Here is a 25,094-nt window from a genome sequence, read left to right as displayed (position 1 = left end):
TGACTTTAGCCTAAATATTATAAATAAAATAAATCTTAAATTTTTACAGAAAAGAAAAAGAGCGATTTTTAATCGCCCTTAAAAAGTTAAAAAAGTTTTTTTAGTTGTAACTAGGAAGTTTTTCCCTAAGCAGGTCTTTTGACCTCTTTTTTAAAAAGATTGACAAAATTAAAAAACATAAAATTAATATTAGAATAAGAATTTTTATAATATTAAAGTCCAAATTAAACTTTTTAAATAAAAGGTAGATAAAAATTATTAAAAGGCCAATTATTCCAAGAGAAATTAAGTTAAAAATAAAAATTGAAAAATTTTTCTTAACTGCCTGTTGAGGATTGTCCCAATCAAACTTTGGATAAATTATCCCAAATAAAAGTCCGAAAATTGAAGAAAAAAAGCTTCCTGCTATCCCCCCTAAAAACATGGCAAAAATATTTATAAGCTTAAAGCCTGAAATATAGCCTATTAAAAAAATCATAGGTAAAATATTTAACATTTGAAAAAATAAAGAGGCAAAAAGTCTTCCCCTTATTTGATCCTCATAAGAAATAGGCAAAGTTTGCATAAGATAAATGCTCTTTCCCTCTCTTGTGAAAGAGGTTAAAGTTGAAGGTTGTAAAAAAATACTATAAAGGAAAAATAAAAAGGCAAAAATTATAAAAATATCAAAAGTTTTTAAACCGTAAGTGTTTAAATTAGATAAAAAATTCCTTAAACTTTCAAAATTTCCCTTTTTTGAACTTAAATTTATTAAATTTATTAATAAAAGTATTGGAAAAATAATTCCCGTAATACCTATGTTGAAAAAATAAACTGGAGTTTTAACAATATTTAATAAATCCTTTTTTCCAATTGCAAAGCTTGCGGAAGTCTTCTTATTTTTAGTCCTGTGGGCTTTTTTATTTGCTGTAACTTCATTTTTTAAAACTCCTTCAGCCATAATTTTCGAAAGAGGAAAGCTTAAAAAATAAAAAATACAAAAGTCAAAAATCAAGGCTCCAATTCCTAAAATTAAACTTAAAAAATTGTTTAAAGTATAAATTTTACTTAAAATAAAAATTTGCGGAAAAATAAATTTTATTAAATTTAAAAGCTTTTCATAATCAATATTTGCTCCAGAGGCAAAAAATCTGTTAACTATAATTTGAGGCCCAAAAGATAAAAACATAATCAATAAAAAGCCTATAATTTGTAGAAAATTCTTTAAATTTCCCCTGCCACCGAAAATTTTCATAAATACCACAATTAAAAAACTTATTAAGCTTAAAGTTAAGCAAATATTTGAAAAATTTAAAAATAAAATCCCAAACATAGTGAAAAAATTTATATCCGTGTATTTTAAAGTCCCATAAAAAATGGGAATTAATCCCAAAAGGCAAAGTCCACAAATATCAATCATTGAAACTAAAATCTTAGACATGAAAATATTGTTTCTTCTAATAGGCAAGCTCAAAAGAATTTTTACATCATTGGAAAAATAAATTTTTGAAATAATTTCAGCCACCGTAAAAATTATAGCCACAAGGGAAATGGCTATTGTGAAAAAGGATAAAATATTTTGACTTTGTCCCCTTTTAATACCTGGAAGAATAAGTCCATTAAATAGGGCAAAGTATAAAAATAAAAAATATATAAAAAGTATTCCTATGAGGACAAGTTGCAAATATCCACGTAAACCCTTGTTTTTTGCTTTCGCTTTTTTTAAAGGTCCTGTAAAGGACAAATAAAAATCTTTTTTTAGAAGTAATTTTAATTCTCTCATTCTGTAAGCTCCAAAAATATTTTTTCAAGGCTTCCCTCATCATCAGCCTGATTTTTAATTTCTTCAAGACTTCCTACGGCAATAAGCTTTCCCTTATTTATAATGGCAATCCTGTCACAAACTTTTTCCGCAACCTCCATAACATGGGTTGAAAAAAATACTGATTTTCCTGAATCACAAAGTTGTCTCATAATATTTTTAAGTCTGAAAGAGCTTTTTGCATCAAGACCCACCATAGGTTCATCTAAAATTAAAAGGTCCGGCTCGTGAATTAAAGCACCCATAAGGACGATTTTTTGTTTCATACCATGGGAATAAGAAGAAATTAAAAGGTCCAGATTTTCCTTCATTTCAAAAATTTCCTGATATTTTTTTATATTTTCCTCCCTCTTATCAAGGGAAATTTCAAAAACATCTCCAATAAAATTTAAATACTGCCTGCCAGTCATAGTTTCATAGACATCTGGATTGTCTGGAACAAAGGCAAATTTTTTCTTAGCCTCAATGGGATCTTTAAGAGTATCTATTCCATCAATTAAAATATGTCCCTTGTCTTGTTTAAGCATGCCTACAATCATCTTAATAGTTGTAGTTTTTCCTGCCCCATTAGGCCCTAAAAATCCAAAAATTTCTCCCCTTTTAACTTTTAAATTTAAATTATCAAGAGCAAGTTTATCTCCAAAGCTCTTACTTAGATTTTCTATATTTATCATAAGTCCCCCTTATTTCTTTGTATAATTTTTCAGTTTCTTCTTTATTCTTTTCATTAAACATATATATTTTTTTGCCCTTTATTGTAATCACTTCTTTGCAGTCCTTGTAATAATAAAGCCTTACATCTCCTAACCCCTCAAGGGAAAAAGATCCGTATCCTTGACTTTCAATGCTTGTTCCATTTGTCCTTACAGCTCTTACATTAGGAAAATCTCCAAGAGAAATATCTTTTATATCCTTAAAATCTATCCTGTCCTTATAAAATTTTGCCTTGATGCTTATGGAATTTTCATTTAAATCATATTTATAAGGTGAAGGACTTAAAAAATAGGGAATTGAAAAAACAAGTAATATTACAATAAGATTTATACTTATAAAAATAATCCTGCCCCACTTATTGCCCCTATTTATTTCAAAATTTCCCGAAAAAATAAGGGAAGGAATAAAAATTCTCCTATCATTGGGATTTTTATATCCGAAAATATCCCAATATGAATCTTCATCTTGCACTAAATCTGTCTTTCCCTTTGAATCTTCCCTGGAATATTTAAAAAACATAAATAGGACTGATAAACCGAATAAAATAACATAGGTAATTAAAAAATTTATATTATAAAAATCCCTTCTTAAAATAAAAGCTAAAAGAAAAGACAAAAGGCAAAATATAAAACCTATTTTTAAAAAATCCCTTTCCCTCTTAATAATATTTTCAGTATTTTTTTCAATATTTATCCTTGTATCTTGAGAATAAACTCTTACAGGCTGCCTATAAATAAAAGCAATAAAAATTAAACTCGAAATAAGAATAAAATTTGTAAAAGATAGGATGAATCCCATCTGACCCTTTATAAGTAAAAGAGTGAAACTCATACTTAAAAGCATTAAAAATATTAAAAGAAAATAATAAAAAGGCTTTACCCTTTCTTTATTTATTTCTATGCTTGCCCTGGTGTCAGTAAATTTATAATCATGTTTTTCACCTATAAAAGTTTTTTTATAAGCTCTTAAGTCCTTCATGCACTTATAAATAATCAAATTATAAATAGCAACTTGAATAATCATAAAAAGACTGAAGAAAAAAACTGAATAGCCGCCAGAAATCCAAATACTAATAGCCATAAGAAGACTTAAAAAAAGAAAAATCTTCTTTTTTTTCTTGCCATCTTCAAGAATTTCAATAACTCTTTCATCCTCCATATAAGAAAAAGGAATCCTTGTAGCAAATAGGTATCCATTTTTATATTTAAAAGCATTTTCCATTTGAAAATGGGTTATTATGCAAATAAAAATATAAGTTAAAAACATAATAAGATTAAACATCCCTAACCTCCTCCAAAACTTTTAAAATATCATCAAAAGAATAACCCCTTGCCTTAGCTTCAATAACTTGATTTCTTAAACTTTCTATAAAATTTTTATCTTTAAGATTGCCATCCCTATAAATTCTTGCCCCGCTTCTTCTATCAATCTCTATAAAACCCTCAGCTTTTAAAATATTAAAAGTTTTTTGCACAGTCATAGGATTTATATTAAGTTCATCGGCAATTTTTCTAATGGCAGGAAGCTCCTCTCCCCTTTCTAAAAGCCCAAGCCCTAGACCCCTTACAATCTCATTTCTAAGCTGTAAATAAATAGGAATTTGGCTTATAGAATCAATTTTTATAATCATAAATACCACCTACTTGTATTATAACAAGTAATACAAAATTTACAATAATTTTTATTTATATTTAAAATACAACCCAATGTAGAAAACAATCCATTGGTCCAGTCACCCTTAGGCGAAATTATTAAAACAAAACAAAATAAAAAACAAAAATGCTCTACGTAAAGCGTAAAAAAATTTTTAAAAAATGCTAAATTTTTTCTCTCACATTATACACGCGGACCGGTAAACCGGTCCCTACAGCCCACAAAAACCCACACGTGAATGTGGGGTAAATTTATGCAAAGATGTTTCAAAAGATTAAAGCCCTGCACGCGAATGTAGGGACCAATTTATTGGTCCGGTCGCCGTCAGGCGAATAATTTGAAATAAAATAAGAAATGAGAAAGAAAAATTGTAGAAAAAAGGTATGTTGAAAAAATTTAAAATAAAAATGCTCTACGTAAAGCGTAAAAAATATTTTATAAAAAATGCAATATTTGTTCTCCCACAAAAAACACACGGACCGGTAAACCGGTCCCTACAGCCCACAAAATCCCACACGTGAATGTGGGGTAATTTTATGCGAAGATGTTTCAAAAGATTAAACCTATGCAAGCGAATGTAGGGACCAATTTATTGGTCCGGTCGCCGTCAGGCGAATTTATTAAAACAAAATAAAAAAATGAAAAAGAATAAATGGAGAAAAAATGTATTTTGAAAAATTAAAAACAAAATAAAAATGTAAATTTAAAATAAATTTTAAATCAAATGTATGGTTTGTTCTCTCACATTATACAAGCGGACCAATAAATTGGTCCCTATAGGATTTTTAAGGGTTATGATAAAAAAGAGGTTTGTTTAAATGAAAGGATTTCTTAAGTAATTTAAAATTAATTTTAAAAATGCTTCACCTAGAGCATAAAAAATTTTATTTGTCTTTTCTAAGAAAAATCTTAGAATTTTTCAAAAAATTCTTTAGGCAAATCTTAATAATCTGATATTGAAAACCATAAAGACGCTCCTTTATACTTATTTTTAGTATCTTTAACTTTAAAAGAACTTAACAAAAAATTTAAAATTATAAAAATAAGAAAAGGAGCTTAATAAATGAATAATAATTTTAAAAAACCCCTATCTTTAGCTTTAGCCTTTGTAATGATACCGGCTATACTTCCAGCTAATGCCCATGCACAAGGAAATACTGGTATTGAATATGGTAATGTTTCCACGCAAACTGTATCTAACTTTAACAAAAACGATATTATAAGTATAACTTGTACTGATCAGCCTAAATTAAATTACAAATATGGTGATGAAAATAAAAATAAATTGGACCTTTCAAACCTTAGTGTAACTTTATTAGATTCTAACTTTAATTCAAAAGTAGTTAGATTTGCAGATTTTAGTGACTATGGTTTGACAACTAACTATCAAAATGGGCAGATTCTAACACAAGAGGACAACGGCAAAAAAATTAAAATTTCTATTACTTCATCTACAAGAAATGTACCTCCTGCAGAAACAAATCCTTTGTCAGTTACATCAGGTCTTTTTGATGAGAGTAATATTAAGACCCTAGCCTTTAAGGAAGATACTAAAAAAACTTATATTGCTGGCGATAAACTTGATTTAGATAATCTTAAAATTGTTTTAACTGATACTAATGACAAAGAAAAAGAATTTTCTTATAAAGATTCAATGAATAAATTTAATTTAAAGTTTGATGGTAAACCCTTAGAAGATAGACCTTTAACAAAGGCTGATGATGGTAAAATCCTCCTTGTAAGTTTAAGTTCCGATTCTGCAAAAGAGGATGAAATTACAATAAAGGTCCTCGACTTTGAACCTGATTATATTCAAAGTATTGAAGTTAAAAATCAACCAAGACTTAGATATTCTTCTAAAGAAAAATTAGATTTATCAAAGCTTTCCATAAACTTGGTGGATCAAAATGGACTTAAAAAAGAAGTTAAATTTAATGATTTTGCATCAAATTCTATAAGTACAGATCCTAAGCATGGAACTATTTTAGAAAATCAAAATGGTCCTATAAGGGTAACTTTAAATAAAAATGGCAGACTTTTTACTACAAACACTGGAAATCTTGAAATATCCTATTTAAGACCAAAAAAGAATGATTATCCACTAAATCATTCAAGAAGTTACAGGAAATTTTATATAGGAAATGCTTCAACTAATAAAAAAGATAAAAAGGATGAGGAAAAAAATACAAAGGTTACTGCAACTTATGTATTAAAAATCGGGGAGACATCTTTTATTAAATCTGATAATGGAAAAGATGAAAACTTATTTACAGATGTATCTCCTATTATTAAAGATTCAAGACTTATGCTTCCCTTAAGATTTATTTCAGATTTAATCGGAGCTGATGTTAAGTGGGATGCTTCTACAAGGACTGCTCAATTTACCAAGGACGGTTTAAGCGCAAAGATTCAAATTGATGGCAAGGAGATTGTTTTATCCAATGGTAAAATTATAAAACTTGATTCTAAAGTTCTTTGCATGAAGGGAAGAATTTTACTGCCTCTTACAAAGATTTCACAAATCTTTTCCCTTACAAATGGTAATAGTGATGATGGTATTGAACAGGATATTGAATGGGATAAGACTAGTAGGACTATTAAAATAAATGTAAAATAATTTTAAATTTATAGAAAAAAGAGCTGGGAAAATTTCCCAGCTCTTTTTTTCAATTTCAACTTTAAAATAAATGTCTAAACAGACATTTATAAACTTATTTTATTCTTTTGAAGATTCCAAAACAAATGGGCTTGTTCATTTTTCTCCATTTGCTCTCATATTCTGTCACTATGTTGTCCGGATAGTCTTCCATTTTCATGTCTAAGGTTTTTTCCACTGGTTCAAAGCCGTTTTCTTCAAAGTATTTTATAGATTCTAAAAATAAATCTCTGTCGTCTACTTTTAATTCTATAGTACCGCCAATTTTTAAGAATTTTTTATATTCTTTTAAAAATCTCGGATGGGTCAGCCTTCTTTTTTTGTGTCTTTCTTTGGGCCATGGATTGCAAAAATTTATATAAATTTTATCAATTGTATTTTCCTTAAAACACTCCCCTACTTGTTCTATATCTATGGCAACAGCTCTTACATTTTTATTTTCTAAGGCTTCTATTTTTCTTCCGGCATAGATAAAGGCATTGGTTTCTCTATCAAAAGTTACATAATTATAGTTGGGATTTTTTTGAGAAAGTATGGAAATAAATTGACCCTTTCCCCCTCCAAGTTCTATTCTTATGGGATTATTGTTGCCAAAAATCTCTTGCCATAAATCTTTTAAGCCTTGAGTTTCAAAATAAACATAGGGGTTTTCTTTCATCTCCGGTATTGCAAAATGTTTTTTTCTAAGTCTCATGTTCACCACTCTTTTTATAATATTTTCATTATAACTTAAATTTTTAAAAAAATAAAAACCCCGAAAAATTTCGAGGTTTCTATCTTTTTATTAATTTTTATTTGTTGTCCAAGTGGTACATTATTGATGAAAGTTGTGCTCTTGTTGATGATCCTGTAGGATCAAAGAAATAAGTTCCGTCTTTTTTACTGTTATCTTTAAATCCTGTTATTATTCCAAGTTTTGCACAGTTTAGAATATCTTCTTTTGCCCATGCTGGGAATTTTTCCATGTCGTTAAATTCTGCTTTTTTATCTTCTTTTATTTCAACTTTTTTGAAATCTTTTTGATATCTTGCAAATATTGCTGCCATTTCAGCTCTTGAAATTTCTTTATTTGGTTTGAAACTTCCGTCTTCATATCCTGCAACTATTTTATTTTCTGCTGCCCAAGCTACATATGGTCCGTAATATTCGTTTCCTTTAACGTCTGAAAATTTTGTTTGTGTATATTTTGCTGGATCAACTTTTTCGTATCTTCCTATTACTGTAACAAGCATTGCTCTTGTAACATTTTCTTCAGGTCCGAATTTTTCTTTTGTAAGTCCTGCAAAATATCCCTTTTCAGTTACATAATTTATATAGTCTTTTGCCCAGTGATTATTTATGTCCATAAAGCCTTTTTCTTCAGCTTTATTATCTTTACTTGCGCTTATTATTCTGCCTTCAACTTTAGGTTCTATTTCTCCATTTGCTGCAAAATATTTTGCTAATGTTTCGCTTAGAAGTTCAAATTGACCTATTTGAACTTTGCCCTTAAACATTTCATATCCGTCTCCGCCTGTTGCCATAAAGTCGTTTGTTGCAAGAGTATATTCTTTTTTAAGATCTATAGGATTTTTTCCTACCATTACATCAAATACTCTTGATCCTGGTTCTTTTGAAGGATCGAATTTAAAAGTTAATCCGCTTACTTGTGGAAATCTTCCGTCAAGAGCAGGTGCTTTTGATACTCCGTTTTCAAGAGCCTTTACAATATCTTCTCCTGTAACTTTTACGCTTACAGTGTAGTTTGTAAATGGGAATGTTGTTAAAACGTCACCCATTGTAACATCGCCCATCTTTATTGTTTCTCTTATTCCACCACCGTTTGTTATAGCAACGTCAGCTTTTGCAACTTGTCTCATTGCATCTGTTATTAAGTTTCCTAAGTTTGTTTCCATAGCACGATTGTGTTCTCTTTTTCCATCAAGTTCAACTTTTGTCTTTCCTACTATTTTTTCAAGGAAAGGTTTGTTGTCTTTTTCAACTTGTTCTATCATGCCTAAAACTTTAAGATCACCCTTTTGATCTTTTAATGATTGAAAATCAACTAAGCTTGCACTTTTGTCTATTACTTTTCCGTCTTGTACTTTTATTACAACTTTACCTATGTTGTGAAAATATTCCCCTGTTTGTGCAATTAAAGTATCATTTACTCTCTTTCCATCTTGTAGAGCTGTGTGTGAATGACCGTCAATAAATATGTCTATTCCATCAACTGCTTTTACAAGTCCTTCTGAGCGATATTCTTCCTTTGTAGAATTATCAAGTCCCAAGTGACCTATTCCTATTATTACTTGAGCCCCTTGTCTCTTTAAAGCTTTTACTTCTTCTTTAGCACAGTCTATAGGATTTATAAATTTAATTCCCTTTGTGTTTGCCGGTGCTGATTTAAAAAGAGTTTCAGGAGTGCAAAGTCCGAAAAGACCTATCTTTACTCCGTTTACTTCTATTATTGTATTGTCTTTAAAGTCTCTTTTTCCATTATCTCTTACAACGTTTGCAGCCAAGAATGGAAAGTTTGCTTTTTTAGAAAGTTCTACAAGTCTGTCGTATCCGTAGTTATAATCGTGATTTCCAGGAGCCATAGCACTATAGCCAACTTCATTCATAAGTTTAACTATAGATTCGCCTCTTGAAAGAGTTGCAAATGTCTTTCCATGAAGAGTGTCCCCTGCATCTAAAACAATAGTGTTTTTCTTATCATTAATTGATTCAAGATAAGTTTTAAGTTTTGCAAAACCTATTGCTTTACCTTTTTCGTCTTCTTGTGCTCTTGAGTGTGTATCATTTGTATGAAGTATTACTATTTCTTTTACATCTTTATTTTCTTCTGCAAAAGGAAAAGAAAAAACAAGTGTAAACAACATTACAAATGAAAGCACAATTGAAAGTGTCTTTTTCAAAATAATTCCTCCTTATATTTGATAAGTTAATTTTATTATATATCATATAAATTTTCCATCTTAATAAGTTTCTTTTTAAAGTTTCTAATGAAAATTTTTACACTGAAATTAAAAAAAGTGCATTTCTGCACTTTTTTTAATCTTATCTGTTGGATCTTCTCCAAATATTCATTTTTTCAGCTTCTTTTATTAATTGGTCTCTAAATTCTGGAGCTGATATGGAAATTAAAGCCTCAGCCCTTTGCCATGTGGACATGCCCTTTAAATTTACCTTTCCATATTCAGTAACAACCCAGTGAGTATTAGGTCTTGCTGCCGTAATAGCAGATCCTGGAGCTAGAGTTGAAACAATTCTTGATTCTTCTTGTCCTGCTTTTTTATTCATAAACTTTGAAGAAAGGCAAATAAAAGATTTTCCGCCCTTTGATAAATATGCCCCAAGAACAAAGTCAAGTTGTCCGCCAGCACCTGAAATATGTTTTAAGCCACTGGATTCAGACGAAACTTGTCCGAACAAATCTATATTTACGGCATTGTTAATGGAAATAAAATTATCTATTTGAGAAATAACTCTTGCATCATTTGTATAACTTGTAGGTGCAGCCATACATTGAGGATTGTTGTTTATAAAATCGTACATTTCTTGTGAACCTGCTGCAAAACCATAAACTTGTCTAAATCTGTCTATAGTTTTTTTAGCTCCAGTTATCTTTCCGTTTTTATACATATCAACAAAACCGTCAACATACATTTCAGTATGAACTCCCAGGTCCTTAAGATCCGATTTGGCAATTAATGAACCTACTGCGTTGGGCATTCCGCCAATACCAAGTTGTAAACAAGCGCCATTCGGAATTTCTTCTACAATAAGCTCTGCAACTTTTTCATCAACAGGTCCGAAAGAACCCTTTGGAAGTTGTCCAAGATCAGGATTATCCCCTTCAACAATATAATCAACATTACTTATATGAACATCTGCTTCAAAACCAGGGAGTCCCCTTGCCATTTTTTTATTAACTTCAACAACAACAACCTTAGCCTTTTCAATAACAGCCATTAAATGAGACGCTGAAAGTCCAAAGTTAAAATAGCCATGTTCGTCCATAGAAGTTGTAGTAATATAGGCAACATCAACTTCACAATTTTCTCTATAATATTTTGGAAGTTCTGAATATCTAAGAGGAATATAAAATCCTCCATCTCCTGCATTTATTCTTTTTCTGTCAGCACCACCTGAATGCCAAGAAAGCCAAATAAAAGCATCTCCATTGGGATCGGCCTTAAAAATTTCAGGTTCCCAAAGTAAAACTCCACCACGAACTTTTACATCTTTTAATTCCTTAGCTCTTTTTGCAAGAGCCTTATCAACTGCAACAGGTGTATTTACACACCAAGCAAAATCAATATAATCTCCACTTTTTACAAGACTTGCTGCCTTGTCTGCGCTGATTAATTTATCTGCATACTCTTTTTTATAATCCATAAACGCCTCCTATTTGTTATGTGAAAACATTTCTTTTAAAAATATTATATCATGTTTTAATTTAATATTCATTTCATAAAATTATTATTAAATACAAAACGGCCTATTAATAATAAGCCGCTTTCATAAATTTTTATTTATTTTTTATATCAAAAACCTTTGTCCAAGCTTCATAAGTTCTGTTATATTTATCACTCTTATCTCTTCTAATAAGCTCATGACTATTTGAAGCTTCTACAATTTCATAGTAGAACCAATCAGTTTTCTTTAAATCATTAAAATAATTTAAAGAATTTTCAAAACCTTCAATGGCAATCGCATCTGCAACTCTGTTAAACATTCTGTTTAAAAAGCTTACAGCTTCTGCCTTTGTAAGATAAGTTTTAAAAAATGAAATTGATAAATATAAATGATCTTTTATTCACTTATTATACCATAAGAAAAAATGATCTTTTATTCACTTATTATACCATAAGAAAAAATGATCTTTATACTGAAAATTTTACAAAAAAATAAGCACTCTAGGAGAGTGCCTATTTTTTCAAGGTTTATTTAAGAAGATCTATTGCTTTTTGTGAAACATATACTTTGCTTCCGTTAAATACTGAAACGGATCCCAAATCAATTTTTTCTCCGCCTATAATTCCATAATTTTTATACATTGGAATTACTAAAACTTTATCGCCTTTTTTGGCAGTTAAAACAGGATTGTTATCTTGATTTTTAAATTCTATTTCTGCTCCGATTTTTTCAAATTCTTTTCTTGCTTCAAGGAAAAATTTATCTGTCATTTCTTGAAGATCTATATTAAATAAATCAGCCATATAATTTCCTATGTCGCAGTTGTTTATAAGCCCTTTTAAAACCTTGGCATTTTCGCTTGTTGAATAACAATATAGTCCTACATCTCCTGCTGTGTGTCCGCCAGTTGTCCAGCCTACATTTGAATTTAAACTTACAATGTTTGCAATTTCGCCATCAAGTTTTTTCTCATCTACTGTTTTTAATAGATTGAATTCTTCAGTGCTTAAATCTAGGTTATAAATGTTTTTCATTATTTCTTGAGCTTTATTTCTGTCGGCTTTAATCATCTCTGCAGTTTTTCCTGCTGATGCTTTTGAAAATCTTATTACATCTACAAAATCTTTTAAAGGTGCTTTGTCATATCCTTTTGATATTTTTTTATTTCCAAAGGTAAATCCGCCTGTTCCGTGGTCAGCTGCAATAATAATTACAGTGTCTTTATTTTTATCTGCAAAGTCTTTTGCAACTTTTACAGCTTTATCAAAAGCTAACAAGTCTTTTAAGGCTCCTACTGGATCATTTGCGTGGTTTCCCCAATCGACTTCTGAACCTTCAACCATTAAGAAAAAGCCCTTGTCATTTTTTGAAAGAACTTGTAATGCTTTTTCAGTCATTTCGCAAAGTGCCGGTTCTTTTTCAGGATCTCTGTCAACGTCATAACTCATTGCTGATGGATCAAACATGCCCCAAACTTTATTTGTTTTTGCATTTTTTAAGCCTTTCGTATCTGTTACATATTCATAGCCTAAGTTTTTAATTTCTGAAATTAAATCTTCTTTGTCAGCTCTTTCTTCTTTTGAAAGATATTTGCTTCCAGCTCCTAAAACTAAGTCCATTTTTTGATAAACTTGTTGTTCTCCTAAAATTTCATATTTATTTCTGTTTGGATAATGGCTTGAAAAGTCTGCTGGTGTTGCGTGTTGAATATTTGATGTTGAAACGATTCCTGTTGCTTTTCCTATATTTTTTGCTCCTTCAAGAATTGTTGCAATAGGCATATTTATTTTTTCTTTATCAAGTTCTACTGAATTAGGTAGACCTGATTTTGAAGGATAACTTGCAATGTATGGAGTTTCAGTTTTTATTCCTGTGGACATTGCTGTTCCTGCTGGTGCGGAGTCTGCAATTGGTGTGTTTGAATTATGAATTTTTACAAGTCCTGTTAACATTTCGTCCATTGTAAGATGATTGTCTTCATCTATCCACCTTGCGGCAGTTACAGTTTCAACACTTGTTCCGTCTGGTATCATCATAATAATATTTTTTGCACTGCCATAATCTTTTTCTTTTGCAAAAGCAATACTCGGAATTAACATCAATCCCGCTAAGCTTAAGGATATGAATTTTTTAAATTTCTTCACTTTTATTTCCCCCATTTGATTTTTCTTAATTATAAGGCCTAAATGTTATGTTAATTTTTAGTTATTGTAAAATTTAAAAAAACCTCAGATTTTTAAATCCAAGGTTTTTTATTTTATAAGTTTTTTATAATTATTTTATTTTCTTCAAAGGAGTCTTTTTCAAATTTATTTTCATGAATCTTAAAAGTGTTAAGCCTTAAGGCGTTTGTTACTACAAATACTGATGAAAAACTCATTGCCAAGGCTCCTATCATAGGATTTAATTTAAGACCAAAGGAGGTGTAAAAAAGTCCTGCCGCTATGGGAATTCCTATGGTATTGTAAAAAAATGCCCAAAATAAATTTTCTTTTATATTTTTTATAGTTGCTTTTGACAACTTATAGGCATTTACAATATCCATAAGGCTGTTTTTTATTAAGATTACATCTGCCGATTCAATTGCTATATCGGTTCCTGCCCCTATGGCTATTCCCACATCACTTCTTGCAAGGGCTGGCGAGTCGTTTATTCCATCTCCTACCATGGCGACAAAATCTCCATTTTTTTGGTGATCTCTTACAATTTTTTCCTTATCTTGAGGTAAAATTTCTCCATAAATCTCACTTAAATTTAAATCTTTTCCAATGGCATTTGCTGTTATTTTATTATCTCCTGTTACCATTATGGTTTTAAAACCTAAGTCATTCATCATTTTTATGGCAAGTTTTGAATCTTCTTTTACATTATCTCTAAGCCCCAAAAGAGCCAAAACTTTTTCTTGATCTGTTAGAAAAACTGGAGTCATTCCCTTTTGAGAAAGATTTTTTAATTCTTCTTTAAAATCTTCATTTTCTATTTCTTCTTCTTCCACAAGTTTTAAATTTCCTGCAAGATAGGCTTTATCTTTATAAACTCCGGAAACTCCCATGCCTGTTAAAGAATAGAATTCATTAAATTCATAGGGTTCTAAATTTTTTTCTTCTCCATATTTAATTATAGCCTGTCCCAAGGGATGCTCAGAATGTTTTTCAAGTCCCGATAAAATTTTAATCGCCTCATCATGGCTTATGCCCTTTAAAATTATTTGACTGACTTGAGGTTTTCCCAAGGTTATAGTTCCTGTCTTATCCATTAAAATAGTATTTACCTTGTGTAAATTTTCAAGAGCTTCAGCAGATTTAAAAAGTATTCCAAGTTTTGCTCCCTTACCTGTCCCCACCATAATGGCAACTGGTGTTGCAAGACCCAAGGCACAGGGGCAAGAAATTACCAAGACGCTTATTAAAATAGAAAGAGAAAATTCAAAATCCCCTCCCTTTAAATACCAATACATTGCTGAAGTTATTGCAATTAAAATTACACAGGGAACGAAAATTCCAGAAATTTTATCTGCAAGTTTTGCTATGGGTGCTTTAGTTGCATTTGCATCTTCAACAAGTTCAATAATTTTTGCAAGGCTTGTATCTTCTCCGACTTCAGTTGCTTCAAATTTTATAAAACCTGTTTTGTTTGTAGTTCCTGCATAAACTTTATCTCCAGGACCCTTACTTGCTGGAATGGATTCTCCCGTAAGGGCAGATTCGTCAATATCTGTATTTCCATAAATAATTTTACCGTCTACTGGAATATTTGCTCCCGGTTTAATTATTACTAAATCTCCCTTAACAAGGTCTTTTGCATCAATTTCAACTTCTTTTCCCTCTCTTTCTACAATAGCTTTTTCAGGAGCTAAATTCATAAGAGAATTAATTGCACTTGTAGTTTTTCTCTTTGCCCTTGCTTCAAGGGATTTTCCAAGAGTTATTAGGGTTAAAATCATACCTGCTGATTCAAAATAAAATTCATGAGAATATCTTTTAATTAGTTCTTCATTTCCCATAACAAATCCATTTGACAATCTGTAAATGGCAAAAATTCCATATATAAAGGCTGAAAAAGAACCTATGGCTACAAGGGAATCCATGTTTGGATGACCCTTAAATAAAGCTTTAAAACCGCCTGTAAAATATTTTTTATTTATAATTAGAATTGGGCTTGTTAAGATTAACTGAGTAAGGACAAGATTTAAAAGGCCCTCTCTTCCCACAAAAAATTTCGGTTGAGGAAAACCCATCATTGATCCCATGGCAATATAAAAAAGAGGAATCATAAATAAAAAAGACCAAAAAAGTCTTTTTTTCATATTTTTATAATCTTCTTCAAAGGGATCTTCTTTTGTAATTTCTCCCTCTTTTTTTTCATCCTTTAAACTTGCTTCATAACCTGCATTTTTTACAGCTTCTTCTATTTCCTTATAACTTATAGAGTCATCCCTATCCACAAGCATAGAGTTATTTAAAAGATTTACTGAAACCTCATTAACGCCTTTTAAATTTTTAACTGCCTTTTCAACGCTTTGTTGACAAGCGGAACAGGTCATTCCACTTACATTAAATTTTTCTTTAATAGTTAACACCAACTTTCTGTAAAACTTTTTCATATGTGTCTTCAAGAGGACAAATAAATTCTCTTTCGTTTAAATAATCAAGGGCTTTTAAGTTGTGAAAAACTAACTTATAGTTGTGTAAAAATTGGCTTCTTAAATTTAAATCTGCAAATCCATATTTTGGATCTCCCACTATTTTATAGCCAAGATGATTTAAACTTGCTCGAATTTGATGAGTCCTTCCTGTAATTAGTTTAACTTCCAAAAGACTATATCCATTGGCATAAGAAAGAGTCTTAAAATGAGTTTCAATTAATTTTCCATTTTCCTTTTCCTTATCAAAAATTGAAACTAAATTTTTTTTCTCATCCTTTACCATGTAGGACCTATCCTCAAAAAAGTCTGGAGTTTTGCCCTTGACAAGGGTTAAATAAAATTTGTCCACATGTCTATTTTTTATGGCAAAATTTATTTCCCTTAAAGCCTCAGCATTTTTAGCTCCGATTAAAATGCCCGATGTGTTTCTGTCAAGTCTGTTGCAAATTGCAGGTCTGAAAGATTTTTCCAGACGAGGATTATATTCTTCCTTAAAAATTAAGTAATCCACAAACATATCAAGAGCATTTTTTTGAAAGACCTTTTGGTCATTATGACTTAAAAGGCCCTTATTTTTATTAATAAGAGCAATATTTTCATCTTCATAAATAATTTTAGGCTTGGAAGAAAAAGTCCTTTTTTCTTCTCTTCTAAACTTTTCTATAGTTTGATCTGAAAAATAAATTTGAATTTTATCTCCTTCCTCAAGAAAAACTTCCGGACTTACTTTTTTGCCGTTTAAGGTAATATTTTTCTTTCTCAAAGATTTATAGATTAAAGTTTTAGAAGCTTCCGGCATAAATTTATTTAAGAACCTGTCAATTCGCTGGTTTGAATCGTTTTTGTAAATAATAATTTCTTTCATCAGTTTAATTAATACCCATTTTCTGTTATACTTAAAGAATAATTGAGGTGATAAATTGGATTTTTTTATAAAATTAAAAGAATTGTTTTTTAAATTACTGGGTTTTTTACTGGTAGCTCTTGTAATTTTATTTCTTCTTTTTATTGCAAAGTGGAGAAACGACCACATGAATCGTGTTGCCCTTGTTAACAGCAATGTAGAACTAACTCTAAGGGAAGAAGCAAAAATTTTAAAAGAAAAATTTCACTCCCTTACAAATAAGGAGGAAGAACCTAAAGAAATTCCCTTTATAGAAAATGAGGATGAATTAAATTATGTAACTGTAAATATTCCTGAAGCCTGCGATCTTGATACCTTGGGAAAGATATTAAAGGATATGGGACTTATAAAAGATATACCTACTTTTAAGAAAATGTGCTATGACATGGCAATAGAAAATAAGTTTCAACCAGGCGCCTATAAGATGAAAAAAGATTTAAAAGTCAGAGATATTTTAGTTCTTTTATCAAACTCCACTTCTAAAAAATATGAAATAAAAGTTACCCAAGCCATGGGGGCTGCAGATGTTGCGGAAGAACTTTTAAAATCTGGAGTTATTAAAGATAAAAATGCTTTTTTAAATGAATGTGAAAAAATGGGAGTCTTGGATAAATTTAAAGAAGGAGATTTTGTCTTTACAAGTCCTATAAGAGTTTCAAAAATAATTGAAATTTTCACAAAATAAAATTTACATTTAAAAAACCGATGGAAATTGAAATTTAAAAATCAATTTTCCATCGGTTTTTTATATAAATTTTTTATTTTTTTGTCCAAGACCTAAAAAACTTAATTTTGTTTCTGAGATTATTATTGCAAGAAATATCATTACAAAGCCTATTATTGTATGTTTTGTTAAGGCTTCTATTCCAATAAGTACAGGAATTAATATTCCAAACACTGATTCCAGAGCAAGTATTATAGCTGAAGAAGATGCACTTGCATATTTTTGACCTATGTTTTGAAGTAAAAGAGCGACTGTTGTACACATTACTGCCAAGTAGGAAACTTCCAATATGGCTTCTTTTGTTATGACTAGACCTGAGTTGTCTTCAAAGATTAAGGTTGCAAGGCAAGATAAAACTGCTGCCATAAAAAATTGTAAAATTGTCATTAAAATCGGGTCTTTTCCCTTTGAAAATTTTGCAACTGCAACTATATGGGAGGCAAATAAAAATCCACTTAAAATAGCAAATGCATCGCCTAAGATTGCTTCTTTTCCTCTTTCTAAAACTGATCCTCCATTTCCTCCCGTCATGGATACGAAATATATTCCTATTATACAAAAAACTGCTGCTATTAAATTAAATTTATCCGGTCTTTTTTTTATGGCAAACCAGGAAATAAATGGAACTATTACACAATAAGATGCTGATAAAAATGCACTTCTTCCAGGATCAGTGTAGCCAACTCCTACGGTTTGAACTGAGTATGCTAAAAATAAAAAAACTCCTATTATAAGTCCGCTTTTAAGGTCGTCTTTTGTCATTTTTTTTATTTTTTTCCAAAAGATAATCCCAAGTATTATTACTGAAATTGTAAATCTTGTGGCAAGTATCATGTTAGGCTTAAAGGTTGCTGATGCAACTTTTACAAAGGTAAGGGAGCTTCCCCAAAGTATTGCTACTATAAGTAAAAATAGTTTTCCTAAATTGCCTTTTTCCCTTTTTTCTTCCATTTCTTTCCTTTTGTTTTTTTCCATTTTTCCTCCTTGGTCTTATCTTTTATAAAATAAGATTTTTTTCTCGCTTTTTAGCGTATACCTAATCTACTGCTTTTTTAAAGATAATTTTTATTTTTTTTGATTTTTATTTTACAAAATAAAAAAACGGGCAAAATGCCCGCTTTCTTTATTTATTTAATTTTAAGAAGACATTATCTAATTTTATTTTTTGTCATTAGCTATTATTTGGTCTATTCTCTTTTGAACTTCTTCTAAGACATCTTTTCTGTCAACTCCTGCAACTATAGGATCTCCTACTATGTTGCCATTTCTATCTACTAAGATTGAAGTTGGAAATGCCATAATTTTTAGGGCAAATTTTCCAGCTGGACTTTGTGAATCTAAAATAAGGTTAGAATAAGTTACTCCTTGTTCTTTCACTATATTTTTTGCTTCTTTTACTGAACCTTCGTTGTTATCCATACATTCAGTGTTTATTCCTATTACTTGTCCACCCTTTTCTTTTATTGCATCATTTAATTTTTGAAGGTCAGGAAGTTCTCCTACACAAGGGGCACAACCGTTAAACCAAAAGTTTACTAAAGTTACTGCATGGTCTTTAAAGGTGTCACTTGTTACTTCATTTCCATCTAAGTCTTTTGCTTTAAATTCAGGAAATTTATTTTCCATGTTTTCTTTTGTTTTTTCTTGGACATTTTTTGCCATTTTTTCTTTTAAGGGTGCCATTTCTTTTTCAATTGCTTTTATTGCTTCTAAATCTTCTTCAAGGCTTTTTACTTCTTCTTCCTTTAAGTCCCCTTTAACTTTTTCTACTAAAGATGCCAAAAAGTCTTCATAAGCCATTTCCTTGCTTGCTTCTACGTCAGCTTTATCTGCCTTGCTAAAGGCTTTTTCCCATAGACCTTTGTGCTTTTCAAAGATTTCATTTTCTTTTTTTGTAAGCTCATTAAGTTTACCTTCTATATCTTCATTTTGTTCAACTTTTTGTCCTTCTTTTTGATTTGCATTTCCTTCTTTTTTTGAGCAAGCACTCAAAGAAAATACCATTGTTGCCGCAAGGGCAAATACTCCTAATTTTTTTAATTTCATTTTGTTTCCTCCAATATTTTTTTATTTTCACTTTCTTTATCAAAGCCATAATTATATTTTAAGGCTTTAGTTGGACAGGCACTTATACACATTCCGCACCTTATACACTCATTGTGATTTTGGTCTTTTCTTACATTTACATCCATCTTACAAGCTTTTACGCATCTGTTACAACTTATACACTTATTTTGATCTAAATTTATTTTAAATAGAGATATGTGATTAAAAAGTGCATAAAAGGCTCCCAAGGGGCAGATCCATTTGCAAAAAGGTCTGAAAAATATAATGCTCAATACAATTGTTATTATTAAAATTGTAAATTTAAGAGTGAATAAATTTCCCAAGGCACTTCTTATACTTTTATCTACAAGAGATAAGGGAATTGCTCCTTCTAATACTCCTGCTGGGCAAATATATTTACAAAAATATGGATTACCCATACCTAATTTATTTGTTAATACCACAGGAAGTATCATAACTGTAACTAATAAAATTAAATATTTTAAGTAAGTTAAAATTTTAAATTTTTTAGTCGAGAATTTTTTTGTGGGTATTTTGTGCAATATTTCTTGAAACCATCCGAAGGGACATAAAAATCCGCATATAAATCTTCCAAGTAAAACTCCCATAAGGATTATAAATCCGCTTATATAATAACTGAATTTAAATTTTGATGAGCCTACTACAGCTTGAAATGCTCCTATGGGACAAGCTCCCGCTGCTCCTGGACAGGAATAACAATTTAGTCCGGGCACGCAGAAATTTTTGCCTCCACCCCTATAAATTTGTCCTTTTAAAAAATTTGGCAAATGGATATTTGTAAGTAAGCTTGCAAATATTTGAATTAAGTAGCGGAATTTTGCTAAAATTTTTGAATTTATCCTATCCAATTCCAACACACTCCAGACAAAGTTTAATTGCTTTTGCAAGAACTGTTGCCATTTCTCCTCTTTTTGCCCCATAGCCTATAAAGACGAGGGCAAGAACAAGAAGAGATATTTGTAAAATTTTATTTTTCTTAAATTTTATTTTTACCACCCTCTCACATTTTATGTTTCTATAATACACCCCCCTGTATAAAATTATTGTTAAGAAATAAAACTTAACATAAACTTTATATTTTTTTGATATAATTATTCATAGAAAGGGAGGTAATATGCGACTTTTAATTGTAGAAGATGAAAAAATACTTTTAGAGACAATTGAAAAAAGTTTAAAGGCTTCAGGTTATGAAGTTGATACTTGTTCAAGGGGAAATGATGCCATGGAAATGGTTGAAGTTGAAAATTATGATCTTATAGTCCTTGATTTAAATTTGCCTGAAATTGACGGAATGGAAATTCTTAAAAATTTAAGAACTTTTGACAAAGAAACCAAGGTTTTAATTTTATCTGCCAGAAGCCAAATTCAAGATAAGGTTGAAGGTCTCGATGCTGGCGCCAATGATTTTTTGCAAAAGCCCTTCCATTTAGATGAACTTAAGGCAAGAATAAGAAGTTTAACAAGAAGGAATTTTATTCAAAATAATACGGAATTAAATTTTAAAAATATATCCTTTGACACTAAAAAGAGAATTGCCAAGGTTGATGGAAATCCCTTAAATTTAACAAGAAAAGAAACAGGCATACTGGAATATCTCTTGTTGAATTTAGGCCGTCCTGTGAGTCAAGAGGAGCTTATAGAACACGTTTGGGATTCCAGTGTGGACCTTATGAGTAATTCCATAAGAGTGCATATCTCGGCTTTAAGAAAAAAATTAAAAAGCCAAATGGGTTATGATCCTATAGAAAACAGAATAGGCATAGGTTATTTGTTAGGTGCAGAAAAATGAAAAAAATATCTTTGCAACTGAGAATAACTTTGATGACCGGTCTTTTAATTGCCATAACCTGTATAACCATGAATCTTTTAATGAACAGGACTGCTTCTTTTTATATTGATTCTTTAGGTGGTTATGTCAATAATTTTGAAAATGGAAATGAAATTTATATTAACATCCCTCAATACAGGATGAATGATTTTTTAGATAAATTTTCCGATGAGGTTACAGATACAAAGGTAAATTTTAATAAGAGGGCTTGGATTATAACTTTAAGTGTAACTTCTTTAGGTAGTATTGTTGCTTATTTTGTTAGTGGACAATCTTTAAAACCTCTTAAGGATTTTTCAGAACAGATTGAGCAAATTCAAATGAAAAACATTACTGAGTACAGGGTTAATGAAGATGTTGCTAAAGAATTTAGAGTTTTAAGTAAATCTTTTAACCAAATGCTTTTTAGACTTTCAAACTCTTTTGAAAATCAAAGGCAGCTTACTGGAAGGGCTGCCCATGAACTTAGGACTCCTCTTGCTGTAATTGCATCTCAACTTGATCTTTATAAAGATCTTCCTATGACTGATGCAGAAAGAGAAGACCTTATTTTAAAAATTAAAAATGAAACGGATAGGCTTTCAAAACTTCTTACAAGTCTTCTTGATATGAGCGAGCTTAATTCAATTCCAAGAAATGAAAAAATTGAACTTTTGCCCCTTATTGATGAAGTTATTCAAGATCTTTCTTCCCTTGCAGATAAAAAAAATATAAGCATTAGAAATAAGTGTGAAGAGATAAATATTTTAGGCAGTGATATTTTACTTTACAGGGTCTTTTTCAATTTAATTGAAAACGCCATAAAATATAATAAAGAAAATGGTTTTATAAATATAAGTTCCATAAAAAACAATAATTTTGCTGAAATCTTTATTGAAGACAGCGGTATTGGCATAGATTTTCAAGAAAGAGAAAATATTTTTAAGCCTTTTTACCGGGCAGACAAGTCCAAGGACAAAATTAAAGGGTCTGGCCTGGGTCTTGCTCTTGTTTACGAAACTTTAAAACTTCACGGAGGAGATATTAAAGTTATTGACAGTAGTATTGGAAGCAAATTTAAAATAAGCTTACCCTTAAATAAAATTTAATATTTTATAAATTAAAAATCCCCGGATTTTATTTTCCAGGGATTTTTTTAGTATATAAAAATTTTAAGGATTATTCTTTAATTACTTTTAAATTAAATGAAATATTTTTGCATTTTCGCTTTGTATTTATTTAGTGTCTTTTATTTTTCCACTTCTGAAGTGCTATTTATTCCTCTTTTAAATTTAGAATTTTTAATTCTTCCAATTACAATTGTTGGAATTATTAAGAAGAATATTGATAAAACTCCTAAATAACCATAACCCTTAATAACTAAGGTATTAAGCCCTAATAGGGAAATAAGCATTGAAACTATCATTCCAAGTAAAGAAATTAACATTCTTCTTTTTGTAATATGGAATGTTTGGAAAGAATTTTCATATCTTGCAACTATTCCAAAAATACATCCAACTCCTGTTGATACAAAGGCTAAAAATAATGTTATAGAATATATCCAAATCAAAATTTCAGAATCAAATTCTTTTATTATTGTTAAAATTGGAAGAGTTTCTCCATCTATTAAAGGAAGCCAAGCGAGCATCATTAAGCAAGACAAAGTTATCATTATACCGTTAATTATTATTCCAAGTACAGCAAATCTTTTTACAGATTTATCTGTAGATAAAGGTTGTCCTGCTCCAAGCATTATTGCTATTACAAGAGATTGGAACCCTGCATATTTTAATGAATTATATAAAATAGTTGACATTGGGGCTGTTGTTTGTTTTGTAGAAATTATTGTTGAAAGATCACTTGATCCCTTTGAAATTCCTACAAAAGTTATCATTGTTAAAAATACAAGTAATAATACTGTTATTATTGCTGAAGATTTTCTAACTAAGTCTGCTCCAAAAATAGTTAATATGAAAAATATTCCCCCAGTTATAAGAACTCCTATTATGTACTTTAGTTCAAATAAGTTTTCAAAAAGTGATGCTCCGCCGGCTATTGATGCACCTACTGCAACTATAGTTAAAAGTAAGTATGCTATATCAAATAAATATCCTCCCAAACCGCCCAAAGGACCATATAGGTTTGCTATCCAATTATGGTAATTGTATGAGTTTGTGTTCTTCGCAAATAAAAGTCCTTCATAAAAAACCCATCCTATTAAAGCCACTATTAAAAATGGCATGAAAATAGATGTAAATCCATATTGAACAAAAAATGTTCTTGTTTGATTTCCTGTTGCGAATCCACCACCAACGTGAGCTCCAAACCAAACTGCTACTACTCCAAATATAGTTTTCCAAGATACTTCGCTAAAATTTTTATTTTGCATAAAAACCTCCTTTTCAATTTATAAAATATCTTTTTTTATCTAAATTACTCTTAAAAGCTTATTTAAACTTTTAAAATTTAGAAACAACTTTATTATTTTTTTTACTGAATGTCAGTAATTTTAAACAGACAATATCTCGCTATAATCAGCCGAGATATTGTCTGATTATGTTTTTTACTTTAATAAATGTGCTGCTATTACCATTTGTTGAACTTGGCTTGTTCCTTCATAAATAGATGTGATTCTTGCATCTCTATAAATTCTTTCTATAGGATATTCTTTCATATATCCATATCCACCATGAAGTTGTAAAGCCCAATATGCAACTTCGTTTGCTATTTCAGCTGCATAATATTTTGCCATTGCAGATTGTAGACCCGGAGTTTTTCCTGAATCTTTAACTTGAGCTGCATCATATACTAATAGTCTTGCTGCTTGAACTTTTGTTGCCATTTCAGCTATCTTAAATTGTGTATTTTGGAATTTTGAAAGGCTTCTTCCAAATTGAACTCTTTCTTTTGTATATTTTATTGCTTCGTCAAGAGCTCCTTGTGCGATTCCTAATGCTTGAGCTGCTACACCTATTCTTCCATAGTCAAGTGTGTTAAGCATTATGTTAAAGCCTTTTCCTTCTCTACCAAGCAAATTTTCTTTAGGTACAACAACTGAATCAAGAATAATATCTGATGTTTGAGTTCCTCTTATACCCATTTTATTTTCATGAGCTCCTGTAGAAAATCCCTTCCATTTTGATTCAACTATAAATGTAGATATTCCTTTTGTACCTTTTGATCTATCTGTAGATGCTGAAATTATTGCAAAATCAGCGAAAGGTGCATTTGTTATAAAGCACTTTCTACCATCAAGTATATAGTTTTCTCCATCAAATTTTGCAACTGTAGCTGTTGCTGATGCATCTGAACCTGCTCCGGGCTCTGTAAGTCCGAAACATCCTATATATTCACCTGTTGCAAGTGGTCTTAAATATTTTTGTTTTTGTTCTTCAGTTCCGAAATTAAGTAGAGGTAATGCTGCTAATGATGCACCTGCTGTTATAAATGTTCCTGTAGATGCACATCTTCTGCTTATTTCTTCCATGATTATTGCATAAGATACATAGTCAGCTCCTGCTCCACCATACTCTTTTGGTATTATAGGGCTTATAAATTGATATCTTGCAAGTTTCTCTATTATATCTTTTGGAATACAACCTGTTTCATCTACATTGTCAGGGTATTCAGACATTTCCCTTTCTACAAAATCTCTTACTGTTTGCCTTAACAGTTCATGTTCCTTACTAAAATTCATA

21 protein-coding genes are annotated in these 25,094 nt (G+C 30.3%); 4 read left to right on the top strand and 17 right to left on the bottom strand.

The annotated features are described in order from the left end of the window. Positions 1-100 precede the first annotated feature (100 nt). From J2S72_RS07315 to J2S72_RS07300, 4 genes are read right to left on the bottom strand one after another with little or no spacing between them, the layout of a single operon-like run. Positions 101-1,762, bottom strand: coding sequence for a permease-like membrane multi-spanning protein (locus tag J2S72_RS07315; RefSeq protein WP_023055924.1), 1,662 nt, complete (start codon positions 1,760-1,762; stop codon positions 101-103). Further along, on the bottom strand, positions 1,759-2,475 hold the full coding sequence (locus tag J2S72_RS07310; RefSeq protein ID WP_023055896.1) for an ABC transporter ATP-binding protein: 717 nt from the start codon (positions 2,473-2,475) through the stop codon (positions 1,759-1,761). Before J2S72_RS07310 ends, J2S72_RS07315 begins: the two co-directional genes overlap by 4 nt. Next, entirely contained in the window at positions 2,450-3,796 is a 1,347-nt protein-coding gene (locus J2S72_RS07305; RefSeq protein ID WP_023055990.1) for a PH domain-containing protein, read from the bottom strand. The genes J2S72_RS07310 and J2S72_RS07305 overlap by 26 nt, the downstream gene beginning before the upstream one ends. Beyond that, a complete protein-coding gene (locus J2S72_RS07300; protein WP_023055962.1) occupies positions 3,789-4,145 on the bottom strand; it encodes a GntR family transcriptional regulator in 357 nt (118 codons plus the stop codon). The genes J2S72_RS07305 and J2S72_RS07300 overlap by 8 nt, the downstream gene beginning before the upstream one ends. Before the next feature lie 1,086 nt (positions 4,146-5,231). Between J2S72_RS07300 and J2S72_RS07295 the strand changes: the two genes are divergently transcribed. After that, a complete protein-coding gene (locus J2S72_RS07295; RefSeq protein WP_023055944.1) occupies positions 5,232-6,785 on the top strand; it encodes a stalk domain-containing protein in 1,554 nt (517 codons plus the stop codon). A gap of 94 nt (positions 6,786-6,879) precedes the next feature. On the opposite strand, the gene trmB is transcribed toward J2S72_RS07295, so the two are convergent. The 7 genes from trmB to J2S72_RS07260 form a co-directional block, all read right to left on the bottom strand. Beyond that, positions 6,880-7,518, bottom strand: a complete 639-nt coding sequence (gene trmB, locus J2S72_RS07290; RefSeq protein WP_023055913.1) for a tRNA (guanosine(46)-N7)-methyltransferase TrmB — start codon at positions 7,516-7,518, stop codon at positions 6,880-6,882. A gap of 97 nt (positions 7,519-7,615) precedes the next feature. Then, positions 7,616-9,724, bottom strand: a complete 2,109-nt coding sequence (locus J2S72_RS07285) for a 5'-nucleotidase C-terminal domain-containing protein (protein WP_023055961.1) — start codon at positions 9,722-9,724, stop codon at positions 7,616-7,618. A 142-nt stretch (positions 9,725-9,866) separates the two neighbouring features. Beyond that, on the bottom strand, positions 9,867-11,207 hold the full coding sequence (locus J2S72_RS07280; protein WP_023055900.1) for a butyryl-CoA:acetate CoA-transferase: 1,341 nt from the start codon (positions 11,205-11,207) through the stop codon (positions 9,867-9,869). Positions 11,208-11,340: 133 nt separating this feature from the next. Next, the gene (locus J2S72_RS07275; protein WP_023055910.1) at positions 11,341-11,547 is read right to left on the bottom strand and encodes a hypothetical protein; all 207 of its coding nucleotides are present in this window, start codon (positions 11,545-11,547) and stop codon (positions 11,341-11,343) included. Between the two features lie 208 nt (positions 11,548-11,755). Continuing rightward, the gene (locus J2S72_RS07270) at positions 11,756-13,372 is read right to left on the bottom strand and encodes an alkaline phosphatase (protein WP_036739707.1); all 1,617 of its coding nucleotides are present in this window, start codon (positions 13,370-13,372) and stop codon (positions 11,756-11,758) included. Positions 13,373-13,485: 113 nt separating this feature from the next. Beyond that, the gene (locus J2S72_RS07265; protein WP_023055922.1) at positions 13,486-15,831 is read right to left on the bottom strand and encodes a heavy metal translocating P-type ATPase; all 2,346 of its coding nucleotides are present in this window, start codon (positions 15,829-15,831) and stop codon (positions 13,486-13,488) included. Next, positions 15,794-16,738 (bottom strand): RluA family pseudouridine synthase, encoded by a 945-nt coding sequence (locus tag J2S72_RS07260; RefSeq protein ID WP_036739686.1) that lies wholly within the window; start codon positions 16,736-16,738, stop codon positions 15,794-15,796. Before J2S72_RS07260 ends, J2S72_RS07265 begins: the two co-directional genes overlap by 38 nt. Positions 16,739-16,793: 55 nt before the next feature. Here J2S72_RS07260 and J2S72_RS07255 point away from each other — a divergent pair, with 55 nt between their 5' ends. Continuing rightward, the gene (locus tag J2S72_RS07255; RefSeq protein ID WP_023055978.1) at positions 16,794-17,462 is read left to right on the top strand and encodes a hypothetical protein; all 669 of its coding nucleotides are present in this window, start codon (positions 16,794-16,796) and stop codon (positions 17,460-17,462) included. 60 nt (positions 17,463-17,522) lie between these two features. Here J2S72_RS07255 and J2S72_RS07250 read toward each other — a convergent pair whose 3' ends face one another. The 4 genes from J2S72_RS07250 to J2S72_RS07235 all read right to left on the bottom strand — a co-directional run bounded on the left by J2S72_RS07250 (position 17,523) and on the right by J2S72_RS07235 (position 20,555). Further along, a complete protein-coding gene (locus J2S72_RS07250; protein ID WP_023055986.1) occupies positions 17,523-18,476 on the bottom strand; it encodes a DMT family transporter in 954 nt (317 codons plus the stop codon). Between the two features lie 183 nt (positions 18,477-18,659). Further along, a complete protein-coding gene (locus tag J2S72_RS07245) occupies positions 18,660-19,547 on the bottom strand; it encodes a TlpA disulfide reductase family protein (protein WP_023055902.1) in 888 nt (295 codons plus the stop codon). Beyond that, positions 19,544-20,443, bottom strand: coding sequence for a 4Fe-4S binding protein (locus J2S72_RS07240; protein WP_052648947.1), 900 nt, complete (start codon positions 20,441-20,443; stop codon positions 19,544-19,546). Before J2S72_RS07240 ends, J2S72_RS07245 begins: the two co-directional genes overlap by 4 nt. Beyond that, positions 20,430-20,555 carry a CD1871A family CXXC motif-containing protein gene (locus tag J2S72_RS07235; protein WP_442417718.1) on the bottom strand — a complete coding sequence of 42 codons (126 nt, stop codon included), beginning with the start codon at positions 20,553-20,555 and terminating at the stop codon, positions 20,430-20,432. The genes J2S72_RS07240 and J2S72_RS07235 overlap by 14 nt, the downstream gene beginning before the upstream one ends. A gap of 148 nt (positions 20,556-20,703) precedes the next feature. On the opposite strand from J2S72_RS07235, the gene J2S72_RS07230 reads away from it, so the two are divergent. Further along, positions 20,704-21,378: a response regulator transcription factor gene (locus tag J2S72_RS07230; RefSeq protein WP_023055943.1), complete on the top strand. Its 675-nt coding sequence runs from the start codon at positions 20,704-20,706 to the stop codon at positions 21,376-21,378. After that, positions 21,375-22,505: a sensor histidine kinase gene (locus tag J2S72_RS07225; protein WP_023055960.1), complete on the top strand. Its 1,131-nt coding sequence runs from the start codon at positions 21,375-21,377 to the stop codon at positions 22,503-22,505. The genes J2S72_RS07230 and J2S72_RS07225 overlap by 4 nt, the downstream gene beginning before the upstream one ends. 140 nt (positions 22,506-22,645) lie before the next feature. Here J2S72_RS07225 and J2S72_RS07220 read toward each other — a convergent pair whose 3' ends face one another. Further along, entirely contained in the window at positions 22,646-23,785 is a 1,140-nt protein-coding gene (locus J2S72_RS07220; RefSeq protein WP_023055942.1) for a YkvI family membrane protein, read from the bottom strand. A 174-nt stretch (positions 23,786-23,959) separates the two neighbouring features. Further along, positions 23,960-25,093: a putative isocaproyl-CoA dehydrogenase AcdB gene (gene acdB / locus J2S72_RS07215; protein ID WP_023055893.1), complete on the bottom strand. Its 1,134-nt coding sequence runs from the start codon at positions 25,091-25,093 to the stop codon at positions 23,960-23,962. Position 25,094 lies beyond the last annotated feature (1 nt).

Source organism: Peptoniphilus koenoeneniae (assembly GCF_030812875.1).
In the GTDB taxonomy this organism is placed as follows: domain Bacteria; phylum Bacillota; class Clostridia; order Tissierellales; family Peptoniphilaceae; genus Peptoniphilus_B; species Peptoniphilus_B koenoeneniae.
Note: the sequence above shows the minus strand (reverse complement) of the source record. Positions and strands in the feature narration are given on the sequence as shown.